This is a genomic window from Stenotrophomonas sp. MYb238, from assembly GCF_009496535.1.
Classification (GTDB): Bacteria; Pseudomonadota; Gammaproteobacteria; order Xanthomonadales; family Xanthomonadaceae; genus Stenotrophomonas.
Window position 1 is genome coordinate 22210 of sequence record NZ_WIDL01000008.1, and the last position, 16366, is coordinate 38575.

Annotated in this window: 17 protein-coding genes and 2 pseudogenes; 7 read left to right on the forward strand and 12 right to left on the reverse strand. The window is 68.8% G+C overall.

Going from position 1 to position 16366, the window contains the following annotated elements; genetic code table 11:
- Window positions 1-21 precede the first annotated feature (21 nt).
- The 4 genes from CQ393_RS07120 (at window position 22) to CQ393_RS07135 (ending at window position 4321) form a co-directional block, all read left to right on the forward strand.
- Window positions 22-912 carry an alpha/beta hydrolase gene (locus CQ393_RS07120; protein ID WP_153190869.1) on the forward strand — a complete coding sequence of 297 codons (891 nt, stop codon included), beginning with the start codon at window positions 22-24 and terminating at the stop codon, window positions 910-912.
- On the forward strand, window positions 909-3380 hold the full coding sequence (locus tag CQ393_RS07125) for an acyl-CoA dehydrogenase (RefSeq protein ID WP_153190870.1): 2472 nt from the start codon (window positions 909-911) through the stop codon (window positions 3378-3380). The genes CQ393_RS07120 and CQ393_RS07125 overlap by 4 nt, the downstream gene beginning before the upstream one ends.
- 350 nt (window positions 3381-3730) lie before the next feature.
- Window positions 3731-3934, forward strand: a complete 204-nt coding sequence (locus CQ393_RS07130; RefSeq protein ID WP_153190871.1) for a hypothetical protein — start codon at window positions 3731-3733, stop codon at window positions 3932-3934.
- A 3-nt stretch (window positions 3935-3937) separates the two neighbouring features.
- Window positions 3938-4321, forward strand: coding sequence for a hypothetical protein (locus CQ393_RS07135; RefSeq protein ID WP_153190872.1), 384 nt, complete (start codon window positions 3938-3940; stop codon window positions 4319-4321).
- Between the two features lie 36 nt (window positions 4322-4357).
- Here the strand turns inward: CQ393_RS07135 and CQ393_RS07140 are convergent, their stop codons facing one another.
- Window positions 4358-5659 carry an MFS transporter gene (locus CQ393_RS07140; RefSeq protein ID WP_153190873.1) on the reverse strand — a complete coding sequence of 434 codons (1302 nt, stop codon included), beginning with the start codon at window positions 5657-5659 and terminating at the stop codon, window positions 4358-4360.
- Window positions 5660-5938: 279 nt separating this feature from the next.
- On the opposite strand from CQ393_RS07140, the gene CQ393_RS07145 reads away from it, so the two are divergent.
- Window positions 5939-7351, forward strand: coding sequence for a serine hydrolase domain-containing protein (locus CQ393_RS07145; RefSeq protein WP_153190874.1), 1413 nt, complete (start codon window positions 5939-5941; stop codon window positions 7349-7351).
- Between the two features lie 494 nt (window positions 7352-7845).
- On the opposite strand, the gene CQ393_RS07150 is transcribed toward CQ393_RS07145, so the two are convergent.
- The 11 genes and pseudogenes from CQ393_RS07150 to nudE form a co-directional block, all read right to left on the reverse strand.
- Window positions 7846-8322 (reverse strand): histidine biosynthesis protein HisIE, encoded by a 477-nt coding sequence (locus CQ393_RS07150; protein ID WP_153190875.1) that lies wholly within the window; start codon window positions 8320-8322, stop codon window positions 7846-7848.
- Window positions 8323-8664: 342 nt separating this feature from the next.
- Window positions 8665-9033, reverse strand: coding sequence for a hypothetical protein (locus CQ393_RS07155; protein ID WP_153190876.1), 369 nt, complete (start codon window positions 9031-9033; stop codon window positions 8665-8667).
- Window positions 9034-9219: 186 nt separating this feature from the next.
- Window positions 9220-9615 carry a glycine cleavage system protein GcvH gene (gene gcvH / locus CQ393_RS07160; protein ID WP_153190877.1) on the reverse strand — a complete coding sequence of 132 codons (396 nt, stop codon included), beginning with the start codon at window positions 9613-9615 and terminating at the stop codon, window positions 9220-9222.
- A gap of 63 nt (window positions 9616-9678) precedes the next feature.
- Window positions 9679-10815 (reverse strand): glycine cleavage system aminomethyltransferase GcvT, encoded by a 1137-nt coding sequence (gcvT, locus tag CQ393_RS07165; protein ID WP_153190878.1) that lies wholly within the window; start codon window positions 10813-10815, stop codon window positions 9679-9681.
- Between the two features lie 86 nt (window positions 10816-10901).
- The gene (locus CQ393_RS07170) at window positions 10902-11333 is read right to left on the reverse strand and encodes an NfeD family protein (RefSeq protein ID WP_153190879.1); all 432 of its coding nucleotides are present in this window, start codon (window positions 11331-11333) and stop codon (window positions 10902-10904) included.
- Between the two features lie 3 nt (window positions 11334-11336).
- Window positions 11337-12305: an SPFH domain-containing protein gene (locus tag CQ393_RS07175; RefSeq protein WP_153190880.1), complete on the reverse strand. Its 969-nt coding sequence runs from the start codon at window positions 12303-12305 to the stop codon at window positions 11337-11339.
- A 67-nt stretch (window positions 12306-12372) separates the two neighbouring features.
- Window positions 12373-12674, reverse strand: a pseudogene (locus CQ393_RS07180) (DUF962 domain-containing protein); the annotation flags it as partial.
- Window positions 12675-12713: 39 nt separating this feature from the next.
- Window positions 12714-13043 carry a YnfA family protein gene (locus tag CQ393_RS07185; protein WP_343199818.1) on the reverse strand — a complete coding sequence of 110 codons (330 nt, stop codon included), beginning with the start codon at window positions 13041-13043 and terminating at the stop codon, window positions 12714-12716.
- Window positions 13043-13858 (reverse strand): nucleoside triphosphate pyrophosphohydrolase, encoded by an 816-nt coding sequence (gene mazG / locus CQ393_RS07190; protein WP_153190972.1) that lies wholly within the window; start codon window positions 13856-13858, stop codon window positions 13043-13045. Before mazG ends, CQ393_RS07185 begins: the two co-directional genes overlap by 1 nt.
- A gap of 14 nt (window positions 13859-13872) precedes the next feature.
- On the reverse strand, window positions 13873-14679 hold the full coding sequence (cysQ, locus tag CQ393_RS07195; RefSeq protein ID WP_153190881.1) for a 3'(2'),5'-bisphosphate nucleotidase CysQ: 807 nt from the start codon (window positions 14677-14679) through the stop codon (window positions 13873-13875).
- Window positions 14676-15224 (reverse strand): ADP compounds hydrolase NudE, encoded by a 549-nt coding sequence (gene nudE / locus CQ393_RS07200; protein ID WP_153190882.1) that lies wholly within the window; start codon window positions 15222-15224, stop codon window positions 14676-14678. The genes cysQ and nudE overlap by 4 nt, the downstream gene beginning before the upstream one ends.
- 124 nt (window positions 15225-15348) lie before the next feature.
- Between nudE and CQ393_RS07205 the strand changes: the two genes are divergently transcribed.
- The gene (locus CQ393_RS07205) at window positions 15349-16083 is read left to right on the forward strand and encodes a 16S rRNA (uracil(1498)-N(3))-methyltransferase (protein WP_153190883.1); all 735 of its coding nucleotides are present in this window, start codon (window positions 15349-15351) and stop codon (window positions 16081-16083) included.
- A 113-nt stretch (window positions 16084-16196) separates the two neighbouring features.
- Window positions 16197-16313, forward strand: a pseudogene (locus tag CQ393_RS07210) (16S rRNA (uracil(1498)-N(3))-methyltransferase); the annotation flags it as partial.
- Window positions 16314-16366: the final 53 nt, after the last annotated feature.

The window sequence follows — 16366 nt, forward strand, 5'->3', positions numbered from 1 at the left end:
TTTCATCTCCATGGCTCCCGCATGCACGTGCAAGACATCCGGCTGGACGGTGCCCACGGCATCGGGCTGGCCGCCTCGAAAACCACCGGCAGCAAGCCGCCGATCCTGTTCGCGCACGGTTTCGGCCAGACCCGCGGCGCATGGACGGCGACCGCCGCGGCGCTGCATGCCGCCGGCCACGCCACGCTGGCCTTCGATGCGCGCGGCCATGGCGGCTCGGACTGGAATCCGGCCGGGCTGCCGTATCACGGCGAACAGTTCACCGACGACCTGATCGTCGTTGCCGGCGAGCTGCCGCGGCCGCCGGTGCTGGTCGCCGCGTCGATGGGCGGGTTGTTCGGGCTGATGGCCGAGGCGCGCTGGCCCGGGCTGTTCGCGGCGATGGTGCTGGTGGACATCACGCCGCGCTGGGAAACGCGTGGGGTCGAGCGCATCCTCGCCTTCATGAGCGCGCATCCGGAAGGCTTCGCCTCGCTGGAAGACGCCGCCGACAGCATCGCCGCCTACCTGCCGCACCGCCCGCGCAAGAGCGAGGAGGCGCTGCGCGCCCTGCTGCGTCCCACCGCCGAGGGCCGCTGGAACTGGCACTGGGATCCGCGGCTGGTGGAAGAGCTGGCGCGCGACAGCGAACAGCACCAGGACGCCATCGCCGAGGCCGCGCGCCGCGTCGAATGCCCGGTGCTGCTGGTCAGCGGCGGCCGCAGCGACCTGGTCACCCCGCAGACCGTGGCCGAATTCCTGGCGCTGGTGCCGCATGCGAAGCACGTGCATCTGCCCGACGCCACGCATATGGTGGCAGGCGATGACAACGACGCGTTTACCGCCGCCGTGTTGAACTATCTGGACGCACTCCCCCCGGCTTCCGCCGCAGCGTCCGCCCGTACCGAGCACGTTACCGGAGCAAGTCCATGAGTATTGTCGTTCCCTTCCTGGCCCTGCTGCTGGCAGGCGCCTTCGTTGCCTACCACCGCATGCGGCTGCTCACCTGGACGGTGATCGGCGCGGTGCTGCTGGGCATCTGCTGGTTCGCCGGCGTCAACCAGACCGCGGTCATCGTCGCCGCGGCGATCCTCGCCGTGGTCAGCGCGCTGGTGCTGCTGCCGTTCCTGCGCAAGCCGCTGATCACTTCGCCGTTCATGGGCGTGTTCCGCAAGGTGTTGCCGCCGCTGTCCAAGACCGAGCGCATCGCGCTGGAGACCGGCTCGGTCGGCTTCGAGGGCGAACTGTTCACCGGCGACCCGGACTGGCAGAAGCTGCTGAACTATCCCAAGCCGCAGCTCACCGCCGAGGAGCAGGCCTTCCTCGACGGTCCGGTCGAGGAACTGTGCCGCATGGTCAACGACTGGGAAATCACCCACGTCCACGCCGACCTGCCGCCGGAGCTGTGGGCCTTCATCAAGAAGAATCGGTTCTTCGGGATGATCATTCCCAAGCAGTACGGCGGCCTGGGTTTCTCCGCGCTGGCGCACCACAAGGTGATCCAGAAGCTGGCCTCGATCTCCAGCGTGGTCAGCTCCACCGTCGGCGTGCCCAATTCGCTCGGCCCGGGTGAGCTGCTCAACCACTACGGCACGCAGGAGCAGAAGGACTACTACCTGCCGCGCCTGGCCGAAGGCATCGAAGTGCCCTGCTTCGGCCTGACCGGTCCGTTCGCCGGTTCCGACGCCACCTCCATTCCCGACTTCGGCATCGTCTGCAGGGGCACCTGGAACGGCGAGGAAGTGCTGGGCCTGAAGCTGACCTTCGACAAGCGCTACATCACCCTGGCGCCGGTGGCCACGCTGATCGGCATGGCCTTCCGTATGTACGACCCGGACGGCCTGCTCGGCGACACCAAGGACATCGGCATCACCCTGGCGCTGCTGCCGCGCGACACCGCCGGCGTGGAGATCGGCCGCCGCCACTTCCCGCTGAACTCGCCGTTCCAGAACGGCCCGATCCGCGGCAAGGACGTGTTCATCCCGCTGAGCCAGATCATCGGCGGCCCGGAGAAGCGCGGCCTGGGCTGGAACATGCTCAACGAATGCCTGGCCGTCGGCCGTTCGATCACGCTGCCGTCCACCGCTTCCGGCGGCGCCAAGGCCGGTGCGATCGTCACCGGCGCCTACGCGCGCATCCGCAAGCAGTTCGGCCTGTCGGTCGGCCGCTTCGAGGGCGTGGAGGAAGCGCTGGCCCGCATCGGTGGCAAGGCCTACAAGATCAGCGCGCTGTCGCAGGCCACGGCCGCGGCGGTGGACCGCGGCGACGTGCCGTCGGTGCCGTCGGCCATCGCCAAGTACCACTGCACCAACATGAGCCGCGAGTGCATCAGCGACATGATGGACATCATCGGCGGCAAGGGCATCATCCTGGGCCCGCGCAACTTCGCCGGCCGCAGCTGGCAGGCCGCGCCGATCGCCATCACAGTCGAAGGCGCCAACATCATGACCCGCAGCCTGCTGATCTTCGGCCAGGGCGCGATCCTGTGCCATCCGTGGGTGCTCAAGGAAATGAAGGCGGCGCAGGACGAGGACCGCACCGCCGGCCTGCGCGAGTTCGACCAGGCGCTGTTCGGCCACGTGCGCTTCGGCATCTCCAACGCCGTGCGGTCGTTCTGGTTCGGCCTGACCGGCGCGCGCTTCGGCGCCGCGCCGGGCGATGCCTACACCCGCCGCTACTTCCGCAAGCTCGACCGCTACTCGGCCAACCTGGCACTGATGGCCGACATCTCGATGATGACCCTGGGCGGCAAGCTCAAGTTCAAGGAATCGCTGTCCGGCCGCCTGGGTGACGTGCTCAGCCATATCTACATGACCAGCGCGATGCTCAAGCGCTACCACGACGAGGGCGCGCCGAGCGCCGACCAGCCGCTGCTGGCCTGGGCCTTCCACGACAGCGTGCACCGCATCGAGGAGTCGCTGTCGGCGGCGCTGCGCAACTTCCCGATCCGTCCGATCGGCTGGCTGATGTGGGCGCTGATCTTCCCGTTCGGCCGCCGCGCCGAGGCTCCCGGCGACCGCCTGAGCCGCCGCGTCGCCGCCACCCTGATGTCGCCCAACGAAGCCCGCGACCGTCTGGCCCAGGGCGTGTTCCTGACGCCCTGCGAGAACAATCCGGGCGGCCGCATCGCCAGCTACCTGACCAAGGCGGTCATGGCCGAGCCGGTGGAGCGCAAGTTCCTCAAGGCGCTCAAGACCAAGGGCATCGAGGCGCTCACCTTCCCGGCGCAGCTGGACGAGGCGGTGGCCGAGGGCGTCATCACCCAGGACGAGCGCACCCTGCTGGAGGAACTGCGCGCGATCACCCTGGACACGATCACCGTGGACGACTTCGAACCGCACGAGCTGCGCGCGGCTTCGTACTACGACCACGAAGGCCAGCGGCCTTCGCAGGTGGCCTGAGTCAGAGCAACCATCGGCAACCGGAAACGGCGGGCGCATGCCCGCCGTTTTCTTTCGCGGGGAAGGCATGACCGCCCTGTTGCGCCCGCTCTACCGGCGCCTGTCGCACCGGCCCTGCGGCCGCCGGCTGTTCGCGCGCGTGGTGTACTTCAAGGCGCCCTAGTTCGCCGCGCCAGGCAGGCAAGGAGACGCCAATGGAACCTGACGCGTCGACGCACGCCCTGTTGTAATCGGTCAAGAACGGTTGTTCTTCATGGAAGCAGGCCTGACCGGCAAATGCTCGTTCGTGAGCAAGCTCGCTCCCCGCAGGGAACGCAACCAGCGCGTCAACACACCCCAGGAACCAGCCAATGCAACTCGTGCAAGCAATCGCGCCATGCAATCTCGCCGAACCGAGCGCCGGGCTGAGGGTCCACGCTTCGGAACGCTCCATCACCAGCGCCACAACCGGTTACGAACTGCCGGTGCGGGCCGGCATCAGCGATGCCGCAATCGCGGAGGTGTTCGTCGCCCACATCGCGATGCGGGTGCCGCCGCGCCGCAAGCACGGCTGAGCCATGGACACCGCCGAACTGCTGATACGCCTGGGCGGCCTGCACAGCTTGGGCTTCGCCGCATTCCATCTGGCCTTCTGGAAGCTGTTCGACTGGAAACGCGATCTCGCCCGCAACAGCCTGGCCAACCGCGCGATCCTGCAGATCCTCAACCTGCGCCTGGTCTACGTGTTCCTGGGCATGGGCGCGGTGTCGCTGGCCTTCGCCCGCGACCTGCCCGCCACGCCGCTGGGGCGGGCGCTGCTGGGATTCATGGCGCTGTTTTGGCTGGGACGCGGCGTGGAGCAGTTCGTATTCCTGCGCATCGACGACTGGCGCGTGCACCTGTTGAGCGCATTGTTCGCACTTGGAACAGCGCTGTATGCCGTGCCGTTGTGGCTGGCCTGAGGCGCGCCGTCGATCCGCGCGCGTCCTGCGCCAGCATCAACGGGAAGGTGGCGCTTCCGGCGCGGACACGCCTTCGGGTCGGCGCGACAGGCGCCAGCCGATGCTGGCCGCGATCACCGCCGCGGCCGCGCTGACGCCGGCGAAACCGGCGGCGCCCACGCCAAGCAGACGCAGCCAGTTCATGCCCAGCGCGATGGACATGTCGCCGAACCGCCACACCGCGGTATCCACCGTGTTCTGGCCCTTGTAGCGCACGTTGCGCGGCACGCGCGTGTACAGGCTGTGCCTTGCCGGCTCGGCCATGCCGTAGGCCAGGCCGCGGCTGACGATCAGCGCGATCGCCACGGCCGGCATGCCCAGCAGCACCGGCGCGTGCGGATCGCGCGCGAACAGCACCAGCGCCAGCGCGCAGACGCTGACCAGCGCCCAGATCATGATGACGATGCCCGGCCCTTTCTTCGGCAGCAGCCAGCGGGTCAGCGTGAGCTGGGTGAGGGCGGTCAGCACGTTGCCGGCCAGGTCGATATTGGCGGCGAAACGCGTGCGCGCCACCGCATCGGCGAACGTGGCGCCGGAATAGTCGGTCACCAGCGCGTAGTTCACCGTGCCGATGCCGTCGGCCAGCAGCAGCAGGATCGACATGTTGCGGATGAACGGGTCGGCGAACACCTGCTTCAGGCCATCGAACATGCCGCCGCCGACCGCCGCCTCGTGCCCCGGCTCGTGGCGCCGCGCGCCATGCCGGCGCGCCCAGCGCCCCAGCGCGATCACGCAGCCCAGCGCCAGGCACAGCAGCGCCGCCGACACCACCAGCAGCGGCGCCACGCCGATCACGCCGACCAGCGAACGGGTCAGCATCGGCCCGGCGACGGCGCCTATCGTGCCGGCCACCGCGATGACCGGGAACAGGCGCCGCGACTGCTCGCTGTCCCAGATGTCGGACATGAAGCTCCAGAACACCGACACCACGAACAGGTTGAACACGCTGACCCAGACGAAGAACATCACGCCCAGCGTCTTCGGGGCGAGCAGGTCCGGCCAGGCGAACAGCGGCACGAAGCCGATCAGGCAGGCGATGAAGAACACGTAGACCACCGGCATGACCACCCGGCGCGGCCAGCGCGCGACCAGCGCGCCGAACAGCGGCGACAGCAGCAGGGTGCCGAGGAAGGTGGCGCCGTAGAACCACGGCAGTTGGGTCGAGCCGACGGCTGCGGCCAACTGCTCGCGCAACGGGCGGATCACGTAGTACGCGGCCAGCACGCAAAAGAAATAGGCGAAGGACAGCGCGACCGCCAGCCACTCCCCCGTCTGTACCCTGCCCTGACCCGACCGCATCGGCCTGTATCCGTCGCAACGAAGCGCGCAAGGTATCCGATGCACTGCAACATCGCCAGTGTGCGCAGGTCCGTACCTGCATGCGGCGCGCCGTTCCCCGTGCGATGCCGCGTCGCCGGTGACAGCGGCTGCAGGGCACGCGATGCGTGCCATTACCCGAGCACAGCGACAAAAATCAGGAATATCAACGCGATGCCCATTCATTTTCTTCTTGTTTGTGCAATCACGAAAAGCGGCGCTAGAATCGCCGACAGCCTCAGCTATCAGGCATCGGTCACGATGAAAGACAACAACAGGCGCCGGCATTTCCGTCCGGTGGCATCGGGATTGCTGGGTGTATTGATGCCCTTCGCGCTGTCATCCACCGCACAGACGCCCACCGCGCCGCAGGCGCTTGCCGAATCGGTCCCGCACCTACCGGCGAACCTGGAGAACGCGCCGCTGCCGTCGCCGACGCAGCCGATGCCCTACCGGGTCGCGCTGCGCCCGGACCAGGTGCAGGCGCTGCCGGACGGCTTCAACGTCGCCGCCATCGAATCGATGGCCGAGCAGCTCACCTACGGCAACCGCGTGCCCGGCATCGCCATGGCGATCGTGCAGAACGGGCGCGTCCTTTCCGCGCGCGGCTACGGCGTCACCGACATCGGCAATCCGCAGCCGGTCGATGCGCACACGGTGTTCCGCCTCGCCTCGCTGTCCAAGGCCTTCGCCGGCACCATGGCCGGGCTGCTGGTCAACGACGGCACGCTGCGCTGGGACAGCAAGGTCACCGACTACGTACCCGGCTTCCAGCTGGCCACGCCCGAGGCGACCGGCCGCTTGACCGTGGCCGACGTGCTGAGCCATCGCGTCGGCCTGCCGTACAACGCCTACGACCGCGACATCGAAGCCAACGCCGACTACTACACCCTGACCCGCAAGCTCGCCAATGCACCGCTCAAATGCGAGCCCGGCGACTGCTACGCCTACCAGAACGTCGCTTTCAGCCTGATCGGCGACGTGGTCTACGCCGCCTCGGGCAGTTTCTACGAGCAGGCGGTGGAACGGCGCCTGTTCAAGCCGCTCGGCATGAACGACGCCAGCCTCGGCCTGGCCGGCATCCAGGCCAGCCCGCGCTGGGCGCGCCCGCACGTGCGCAGCCGCAACGGCTGGGTGTCGCTGTCGCCCAAGCCCACCTACTACCGCGTCGCTCCCGCCGCCGGCGTCAACGCCAGCGCCAGCGACATGGCGCAATGGCTGCTGGCGCATACCGGGCATCGCCCCGACGTGCTCTCCGCGCCGCTGCTGGCGACGCTGCACGCGCCGTTGGTCAACACGCCCGGCGAGATGCGCTCGGGCTGGCGCCGCGAGCGGCTGGACTCGGCCGGCTACGCGCTGGGCTGGCGTGTGTTCGACTACGCCGGCCACACCGTGGTGTTCCATGCCGGCGCGGTGCAGGGCTATCGCGGCCTGGTCGCCCTGCTGCCCGAGCGCGACCTCGGCATCGCCGTCCTGTGGAATGGCGAGAGCAGCGTTCCCAGCGGACTGATGCCGACCATCCTCGACCGCGCCATCGGGCTGCCGACGCAGCGCTGGCTGGACGTGGACACCGACTTCGGCAGCGACAACCTGATGGCCGAGGATGCGCCGGCCGATGCGCCGCGCGGCAGGAAAGGCGTCGCCTCCGATCGCGCCACCGCCTCCCCGCGCTGACCGCACCGGGCATTCTTCGACAAGGCGGCTTCGGCCGCCTTTTTCATGGCGCACCTCCCTGCGCGCCCCCCGGGGCGGCTTCGCAGTGAAAAACGGTTGTCCTGCCGTTTTTCATGATGCACCCGGATACGCCACCCGTCCCCTGGCTTCGCCTTGAAAACACCGTCCTGCGGTTTTTCCTGCAGGCGCCGGACGAGCGGTCGCCTGTTCCGGAAGGAAATGGCGGATGTGTCGCCACGACGGAAGCCCTTTGCCTGCACCCGCCGTAGCTGAGGGATCAAGGCGCAGCCGATCCGCTCCAGCACCAACCTGCATCGGCACCCTGCAGGCGGTGAATACCTTCGCAACCGTCCCTTGCCACCCGCTCGGTATCCCTCGAACAGCGAAGCACCCTCACCCACACCGGCAGAACCGCCGGCGGCGAGCGCGCATAAAAAAACTCCCTCCCCGCTGGGCAGTCGGGGAAGGAGTTCCAGGTACAGCTTAGCGCTGGATCAGATCAGCGGCGCCGGGGTGGCCGGAAGCGCGACCGGAGCCGCCTTCTTCTTGCGGGCAGCCGGCTTCTTCTTGGCAGCGACCTTCTTGGCGGCCGGCTTCTTGGCAGCAGCCTTCTTCGCCGTCTTCTTCACCGCCTTCTTGGCGGTGGCCTTCTTGGCGACCTTCTTGACCGCCTTCTTCACCACCTTCTTGGCGGTGGCTTTCTTGGCGACCTTCTTCACCGCCTTCTTCGCGGTGGTCTTCTTGGCGACCTTCTTCGCCGCCTTCTTCACCGCCTTCTTGGCGGTGGCCTTCTTTGCGACCTTCTTCACTGCCTTCTTGGCGGTGGCCTTCTTGGCGACCTTCTTCACCGCCTTCTTCGCGGTGGCCTTCTTTGCCACCTTCTTCACCGCCTTCTTGGCGGCAGCTTTCTTGGCGACCTTCTTCACCGCCTTCTTGGCGGCCGGTTTCTTCGCAGCTTTCTTCGTGGCCATTGGATGGCTCCTCGTCAGTGATCTATGGAATTGAAATGCCCAGTTGAAGCAAATCCGCGGTGTATCGCGGAGGACCGACGATGCGTCAGACGCATCGTGACGGATACAGAAACACCCGCAACGATTCCCGCCACGGGTGCCATGTCTTGTTCGGGGGGTGTTTCGCGGAAGGAAGCGGCTCCTGCTCCACCATCAGCGCGCGCGTGGCGGATGTCCAGGTTGTGCTTCGCATCTGAATGTTGATCCGGCTCACTCGCTTCCGCAGCAATGGTCTGCTGGGCGAAACCTAATCACGGTTTTTTTTACTGTCAACTACCCGCGCGCAACTTTTTCCGGAAAGCTTCACGCCGTTCGCGTCCGCAACGTCCGTCGTCGCCCCGCGCGCAGCACCGGGCAACGGCAGGCGCAACGCGCGAGCGATGCACGCGCATGCGAAAAACACCATGAAAAAAGCACTATTCGTTTGCCGCACGCGCGCACGGCGCGATGGCGGGCAGGCAGGCGCGAGCACAGGCATGCGCCAACGGAGGCGTGAAAAAAAAAGCCGCCGGGAACTGAATTCCGTTCGCCGCGATCGCGTTTTCCCGCGTCGCGCGGAACAATTTGCGCAAACACTTCGCGCCCTTGCGCGGTCGTCGCGGCCTTCCAACGGCGACGGCGGCGGCACTGGAACAACCCTTCGCCGAACGTCCGGGCATCGCGCGCGACCATCGCCCGACACCACCGGCGGCAACCGCGCGCCTCCTTCCGGCGCCAGCTTCGCGAAAGCATCCGGCGGAGACGATGGCGCCGATGTTGCCCGGACCGCGAAACCGACTTCGCGGTGGCGCCGGTCCGGATACCGGAAACAGAAACGGCCGCACGAGGCGGCCGTCCTGTTCGTCCGGTGCGACCGGATCAGTGGTCGTCGTTTTCCAGCAGCTCGGCGTAGTCGTCCGGGCCAAGCAGTTCGTTCACCTGGTCCGCCTCGGACATCTCCACGACGAACAGCCAACCTTCGCCGTAGGCGTCCTCGTTGATGGTCTCCGGCTTGTCGGCCAGGGCCTCGTTGACTTCGACCACAGTGCCCGACACCGGGCTGTAGACGTCGGAGGCGGCCTTCACCGACTCGACCACGGCGGCGGCGTTGCCGGCCTGCACCGTGTCGCCCACGCCGGGCAGTTCGACGTAGACCAGGTCGCCCAGCAGACCCTGCGCGTGATCGGAAATGCCGACGGTGACGCGGCCATTGCCTTCGACGCGGGCCCATTCGTGGGACTTGAGGAATTTGAGGTCGCCAGGGATCTCGCTCATGGAACTGCTCCGGAAGAAACGGTGGACGGGATGGGGGGCTAGTTTAGCGGACCGCGGGGCGGATCAGGCGTCGATGCCGGGCTGCGGCTGGCCGTCGCGCACGAACGGGAACTTCACCACGCGCACGGGCACTTCCTTGCCGCGGATGTCCACGCGCACGTTGCCCGCCGCGCCCATCGGCATGTCGCCGGCCGGCACGCGGGCGAAGGCGATGGCCTTGCCCAGCGTCGGCGAGAACGTGCCGGACAGGATCTCGCCCTCGCCATTGGCGGTGAGCACCTTCTGCCCATGGCGCAGCACGCCCTTCTCGTCCATCACCAGGCCGATCATCTGGCGCGCGTTGCCGGCGGCCTTCTGCGCTTCCAGCACGCCGCGGCCGATGAAGCCGCGCGGCTTTCCATCGGGCTGGTCGTCCAGGCTGACGGTCCAGGCCAGCGCCGCTTCGAACGGGCTGACCGTTTCGTCCATGTCCTGGCCGTAGAGGTTCATGCCCGCTTCCAGGCGCAGCGTGTCGCGCGCGCCGAGGCCGGCCGGCTTCACGCCCGCTTCCAGCAGCGCGTTCCAGAACGCGACCACCGCCGTCTGCGGCAGCAGCACTTCGTAACCGTCCTCGCCGGTGTAGCCGGTGCGCGCGACGAACAGCGGCACGCCGTCGACCGAGGCGACGTCCAGCGCGGCGAAGCGGCCGAGTTTGTCCAGCGCGGCGCGGTCGGCTTCGGCGACCAGGCCGGCGACCAGCGCGCGCGCCTGCGGGCCCTGCACGGCGACGATGGCCAGGTCCTCGCGCTCGACGACCTCCACGCCGAAGGCGGCGGCATGCTGGCGGATCCACGCCAGGTCCTTCTCGCGGGTGGAGGCGTTGACCACCATGCGGAAGAAATCGTCGGCCAGGAAGTAGACGATCAGGTCGTCGATGACCCCGCCTTCGGCATTGAGCATGCACGAGTACAGCGCCTTGCCGGCGACCTTGAGCTTGTCGATCGAGTTGGCCAGCAGCTGGCGCAGGAACTCGCGGGTGCGCGCACCCTTCAGGTCGACCACGGTCATGTGGCTGACGTCGAACATGCCGGCGGCGCGGCGCACCAGGTGGTGCTCGTCGATCTGCGAACCGTAGTGGATCGGCATGTCCCAGCCCCCGAAGTCGACCATCTTGGCGCCGAGCGAGCGGTGGGTTTCGTTGAGGAGAGTCTTCTGGGTCATGGCCGTTCCACGGGAGGAAAGCGGCCATTATCCCAGATGGTTGCATCCAAAACCGCGGCGGCGCGGTGGCCGCGCCGCCGGGATGCTCAGGCGTCCTGCACCTTCAGCGTCATGCCGTCCACGGCGACCACCCGCACGTGGCTGCCCGCCGGCAGGTCGGGGCCGGCCACCACCCAGAACGCATCGTCCACCTTCGCCCGGCCGGTGCCGTTGGCGATGGCCTGGTCCAGCACCACCACCCGCCCGACCAGTTGCTCGGCACGGCGGTTGAGCAGCGGCTGGTCGCTGGGCCGCGCGCGCCTGCGGAACCAGGTGCGGTAGATCTGGATCGAGACGAAGCTGAGCGCCACGAACAGCACCACCTGCATCAGCACGGCCAGTCCGTCGTAGGCCCAGACCACCAGGAACACGGCGGCGGCGGCGAAGCCCATCCACAGCATGAAGGCGCCCGGCGCCAGCGCCTCGGCGGCGAACAGGATCACCGCCAGCGCCGCCCAGGCCACCACTTCCCAGCGCATGGCTCAGCGCCCCAGCGGCGGCGGGTTGCCGCGCGACGGCGATGCCTTGCGTTCTTCCTGCTTGGCGAACGCCTCCCGGGCCAGCTCGGCGACGCCGGCGATGGAACCGATCACGCCGCTGGCTTCCATCGGCATCAGCACCAGCTTCTGGTTGGGCGAGCTGGCCAGCTCGCGGAAGGCCTCCACGTATTTCTGCGCGACGAAATAGTTGATCGCCTGCACGTCGCCCTGGGCGATGGCCTCGGACACCATCGCCGTCGCCTTGGCCTCGGCCTCGGCCAGGCGTTCGCGCGCCTCGGCGTCGCGGAACGCGGCTTCCTTGCGGCCCTCGGCTTCCAGCACCGCGGCCTGCTTCTCGCCTTCGGCGCGCAGGATTTCCGACTGGCGCGAGCCCTCGGCCTCGAGGATCTGCGCGCGCTTCTCGCGCTCGGCCTTCATCTGCCGCGCCATCGAATCGACCAGGTCGCGCGGCGGCTGGATGTCGCGGATCTCGATGCGGTTGACCTTGATCCCCCACGGGTTGGTGGCATGGTCGACCACGCTCAGCAGCTGCGCGTTGATGGTCTCGCGCTGGCTCAGCGATTCGTCCAGGTCCATCGAGCCGATCACGGTGCGGATGTTGGTCTGCACCAGCGCGATCATCGCCACCTCCAGGTTGGCGACCTCGTAGGCGGCCTTGGCCGCGTCCAGCACCTGGAAGAACACCACCCCGTCCACGCGCACCACTGCGTTGTCCTTGGTGATGACGTCCTGGCTGGGCACGTCCAGCACCTGTTCCATCATGTTGACCTTGCGGCCGACGCCGTAGACCACCGGGATCAGGAAATGCAGGCCGGGCGACATGGTGTTGGTGTAGCGGCCGAAGCGCTCCACCGTCCATTCATACCCCTGCGGCACCATGCGCACCGTCTTGAACAGGACGATGGCGCCGGCCACCAGCACCACCAACGCGAGAAAGGCACCGCTACCCATCAGAACACTCCTTGTGAGAATCGATTCGCATGACTGTCGTCCGAGTATAGCCAGCCCGCCGGCGCTGGAACGGCAGCCGGCCGCGCAGCACGCCGGCGAACATCACCCCGTCGCCGGCGAAGGAGTACAGCGGATGGCTGAATGTGACCGGGCGGGGTTCTTCTCGAAGAACAGATGCCCCGCCCAGGCGAAGCCGCAGCCGCAGGACAGCGCCGCCAGCGCCCATTGTCAGCGCCCGGTCATGAAGGCCGCCAGCAGGCACAGCAGCGCGGCGCCGCTGCCGAGCACGTGCAGGCGGCGGCAGGTGCGGTCGCGGTGCTCGCGCGGGTAGAACGGATAGAACTCGCGGAAGCTGCCGAAACCGGCCATGGCGCATCCCTCGACGGGCGATGCGCGCAGCATAGCGCCCTAGACCGCGGCGCCGCGCGGGCCGGCCATGATCACGCCCATGCCCAGCAGGCACAGGCCGGCGCCGAGCAGGTCCCAGCGGGTCGGCGACACGCCGTCCACCCGCCACAACCACAACAGCGCGACGCAGACATAGACGCCGCCATAGGCGGCATAGACGCGGCCGCTGGCGGTCGGGTGCAGGGTCAGCAGCCAGGCGAACAGCGCCAGGCTGGCGGCCGCCGGCAGCAGCAGCCAGGCGCTGCCGTTCTGGCGCAGCCACAGCCACGGCAGGTAGCAGCCGACGATCTCGGCCAGCGCGGTCAGCAGGAACAGCGCCAGCGTCCTGATCACAGCGCGTCCTTTTCGTCGCGCTTGACCGCCTGCCACAGCGCTTCCTGCTGTTCCAGGTCCAGCGCGGCCATCGCCTGCCCGCGCGCGGCGGCCAGCGTTTCCATGGCGCGGAAGCGGCGCTCGAACTTCAGGTTGGCGCGGCGCAGCGCGCTGCCAGGGTCCACCTTGGCATGGCGGGCGAGATTGGCGCAGACGAACAGCAGGTCGCCGATTTCGTCTTCCAGCCGCGCATGGTTGTCCGAATACGCGGCGGTCTCGAACTCGGCCTGCACCTCGCCGATCTCCTCGCGCAGCTTGTCCAGCACCGGCGCGACGTCGGGCCAGTCGAAGCCGGTGCGCGCGGCGCGCTTCTGCAGCTTCAGCGCCCGCTGCCACTCGGGCAGGCCGCGGGCGATGCCGGCCAGCGCCGAGCCATCGGTATCGCCGGCATCGGCGCGCTCGCGCTGCTTGATCTGTTCCCAGTTGGCCACGACCTCGCCCGCATCGCCGGCGCGCGCGTCGCCGAACACGTGCGGATGCCGGCGCAGCATCTTGCCGCTGATCGCCGCGACCACGTCGGCGAAGGCGAACGCGCCCCGCTCGCTGGCCATCTGCGCATGGAACACCACCTGCAGCAGCAGGTCGCCGAGTTCGTCCTTGAGGTCGGCCAGGTCGTTGCGGTCGATGGCGTCGGCGACCTCGTAGGCTTCCTCGATCGTATACGGCGCGATGCTGGAGAAGTCCTGCTGCAGGTCCCACGGGCAGCCGTCGTGCGGATCGCGCAGGCGCGCCATGATCCGCAGCAGGGTGCCGATGTCGCCCGGCTCGCCCATGTCGCCGGTCCCGCTCACAGCCCGGCCACCCAGTCGCGCCAGGGCAGCGACGCATCGCCCAGCGCGACGAAGTCGCCATTGAGCAGGCGCGGGCGCCGGTTGTAGTGGAAAGGTTCGCCGGTGTCGGCCGCCAGCACCGCGCCGCCGGCCGCTTCCAGCACGCACTGCCCGGCGGCGGTGTCCCATTCGCTGGTCGGGCCCAGGCGCGGGTATACGTCCAGCGTGCCCTCGGCGATGCGGCAGAATTTCAGCGACGACCCCTGCGCGACCAGTTCGATCTCGCCCATGCGCGCGAGCAGTTCGACGGTGCGCGCGTCGCGGTGCGAGCGGCTGGCGGCCACGCGCAGCGGCAGCGCCGGCGGCCGCCGGGTCAGGATGGCGTCCTCGCGCCCGCCCTCGCGGCGCCATGCGCCTTCGCCGCGCGTGGCGTGCCAGGCGACGCCGGTCACCGGCGCCTGCACCACGCCGAACACCGGCGCGCCGTCGCGGATCAGCGCGATGTTGACGCTGAACTCGCCGTTGCGCTTGATGAACTCGCGCGTGCCGTCCAGCGGATCGACCAGCCAGTAGTCCTGCCACCGGCGGCGGGTTTCCCATGGCAGCTGCGCCGATTCCTCCGACAGCACCGGCAGGTCCGGGGTCAGGCGCGACAGGCCCTGCACGATCACCTCGTTCGCGGCCAGGTCGGCGCTGGTGAGCGGGCTGTGGTCGTCCTTGTGCTCGACGTCGAAGCCGTCGGCGTAGACCTGCATGATCGCCGCGCCGGCCTGCTGGGCGATGGCGATGACGGCTTCGCGCAGGGCCGCGTCCACTACGCTCATCGCGCCGCCCCCAGCCATTCGCGGGCGATGAACAGGGCCGCCAGCGAGCGTCCTTCGGAGAAATCCTCGCGCAGCATCAGTTGGTCCAGGTCGGCCAGTTTCCAGGGCACCACTTCCAGTTCCTCGGGTTCGTCGCCGGCAAGGCGTTCGGGGTAGAGATCGCGCGCCAGCACCAGCCACGACTGGTGGCTCATGTAGGTCGGCGCCAGGGTCAGCGCGCGCAGCACGTCGATGCGGCGGGCGCCGTAGCCGGCCTCCTCCTTGAGCTCGCGGTCGGCCGCCTGCTCCGGCGTCTCGCCGGCGTCGATGCGGCCCTTCACCAGCCCCAGTTCGTAGCGGTGCAGGCCGGCGGCGTATTCGCGCACCAGCAGCACGGTGTCCTCGTCCAGCATCGGCACCACCACCACCGCGCCGTGCCCGTGGCTGACCAGCCGCTGGAAGTGGCGGCGCTCGCCGTTGGAGAACTCCAGATCCAGGTGTTCCTGGTGGAACGGGCCGATGTCCTCTTCCCGCACGCGGTGGATGACCGGGAGCCGCCGGCTCATGCGCGGCACCGGGCGGAGGGAGGGCGGATCGCTAGAATGCGCGCTGGCAGATACGTTTCCATGAGTCCGAAATGCTAGCAGACCCCGCCGTCGCGCCGTTGCCCCCGCATCGCCGGAGCCGCGCATGCGCCTGACCCGCTGCCCCGTCGAACTGCCGCTGCACGCCGGGCAGACCCTGGCGCTGCCCGAGGAGGCCGCCAATCACCTGGTGCGGGTGATGCGCCTGCGCGAGGGCGATGGCTGCGTGCTGTTCAACGGCGACGGCAGCGACTACGCCGCGACGCTGGTGGCAGTGGGCAAGCGCGACGCACAGGTGCGCATCGACGCCGCGCACGCGCTGGACAACGAATCGCCGCTGGCCATCACCCTGCTGCAGGGCATCGCCCGCGGCGAGAAGATGGACCTGATCCTGCAGAAGGCCACCGAACTGGGCGTGACCGCCATCGTGCCGGTGAACGCCGAACGCACCGAGGTGAAGCTGGACGCCGCGCGCGCGGAGAAACGCATCGCGCACTGGCGCAGCGTGATCGGCTCGGCCTGCGGCCAGTCCGGCCGCGCCCGCATCCCGGCGCTGTCGCCGCCGCAGGCGCTGGCCGCCGCGGCCGCAGCCCTGCCCGCGCAGAGCCTGCGCCTGACCCTGGACCCGCAGGGCGAACACCGCCTGTCCGCGCTGCCGCCGGCGCCGGCCGGCGGCGTGGTGATCGCCATCGGCCCGGAGGGCGGCTGGTCGCCGCGCGACCGCCAGCAGCTGGCCGACGCCGGTTTCCAGGGACTGCAGCTGGGCCCGCGCATCCTGCGCACCGAGACCGCCGGGCTGGCAGCCATCGCGGCGCTGCAGGCGCGGCTGGGCGACCTGTAGGAGCGGCTTCAGCCGCGATGGAGCTTTGCCGGGAACGCCCCGTCGCGGCTGAAGCCGCTCCTACGGTGTCCGGGCGTTGCTGCCGGCGGGGGAATGCGGCTCAGATCACCGCCGCCAGCCTGGCCGACGCCGGTTTCCAGGGACTGTGGCTGGGCCCAAGCATCCTGCGCACCGAGGCTGCCGGGCTGGCGGCCATCGCGGCGCCACAGGCGCGGCTGGGCGACCTGTAGGAGCGGCTTCAGCCGCGATGGGGTTTTGCCGGGAACGCCCCTTCGCGGCTGAA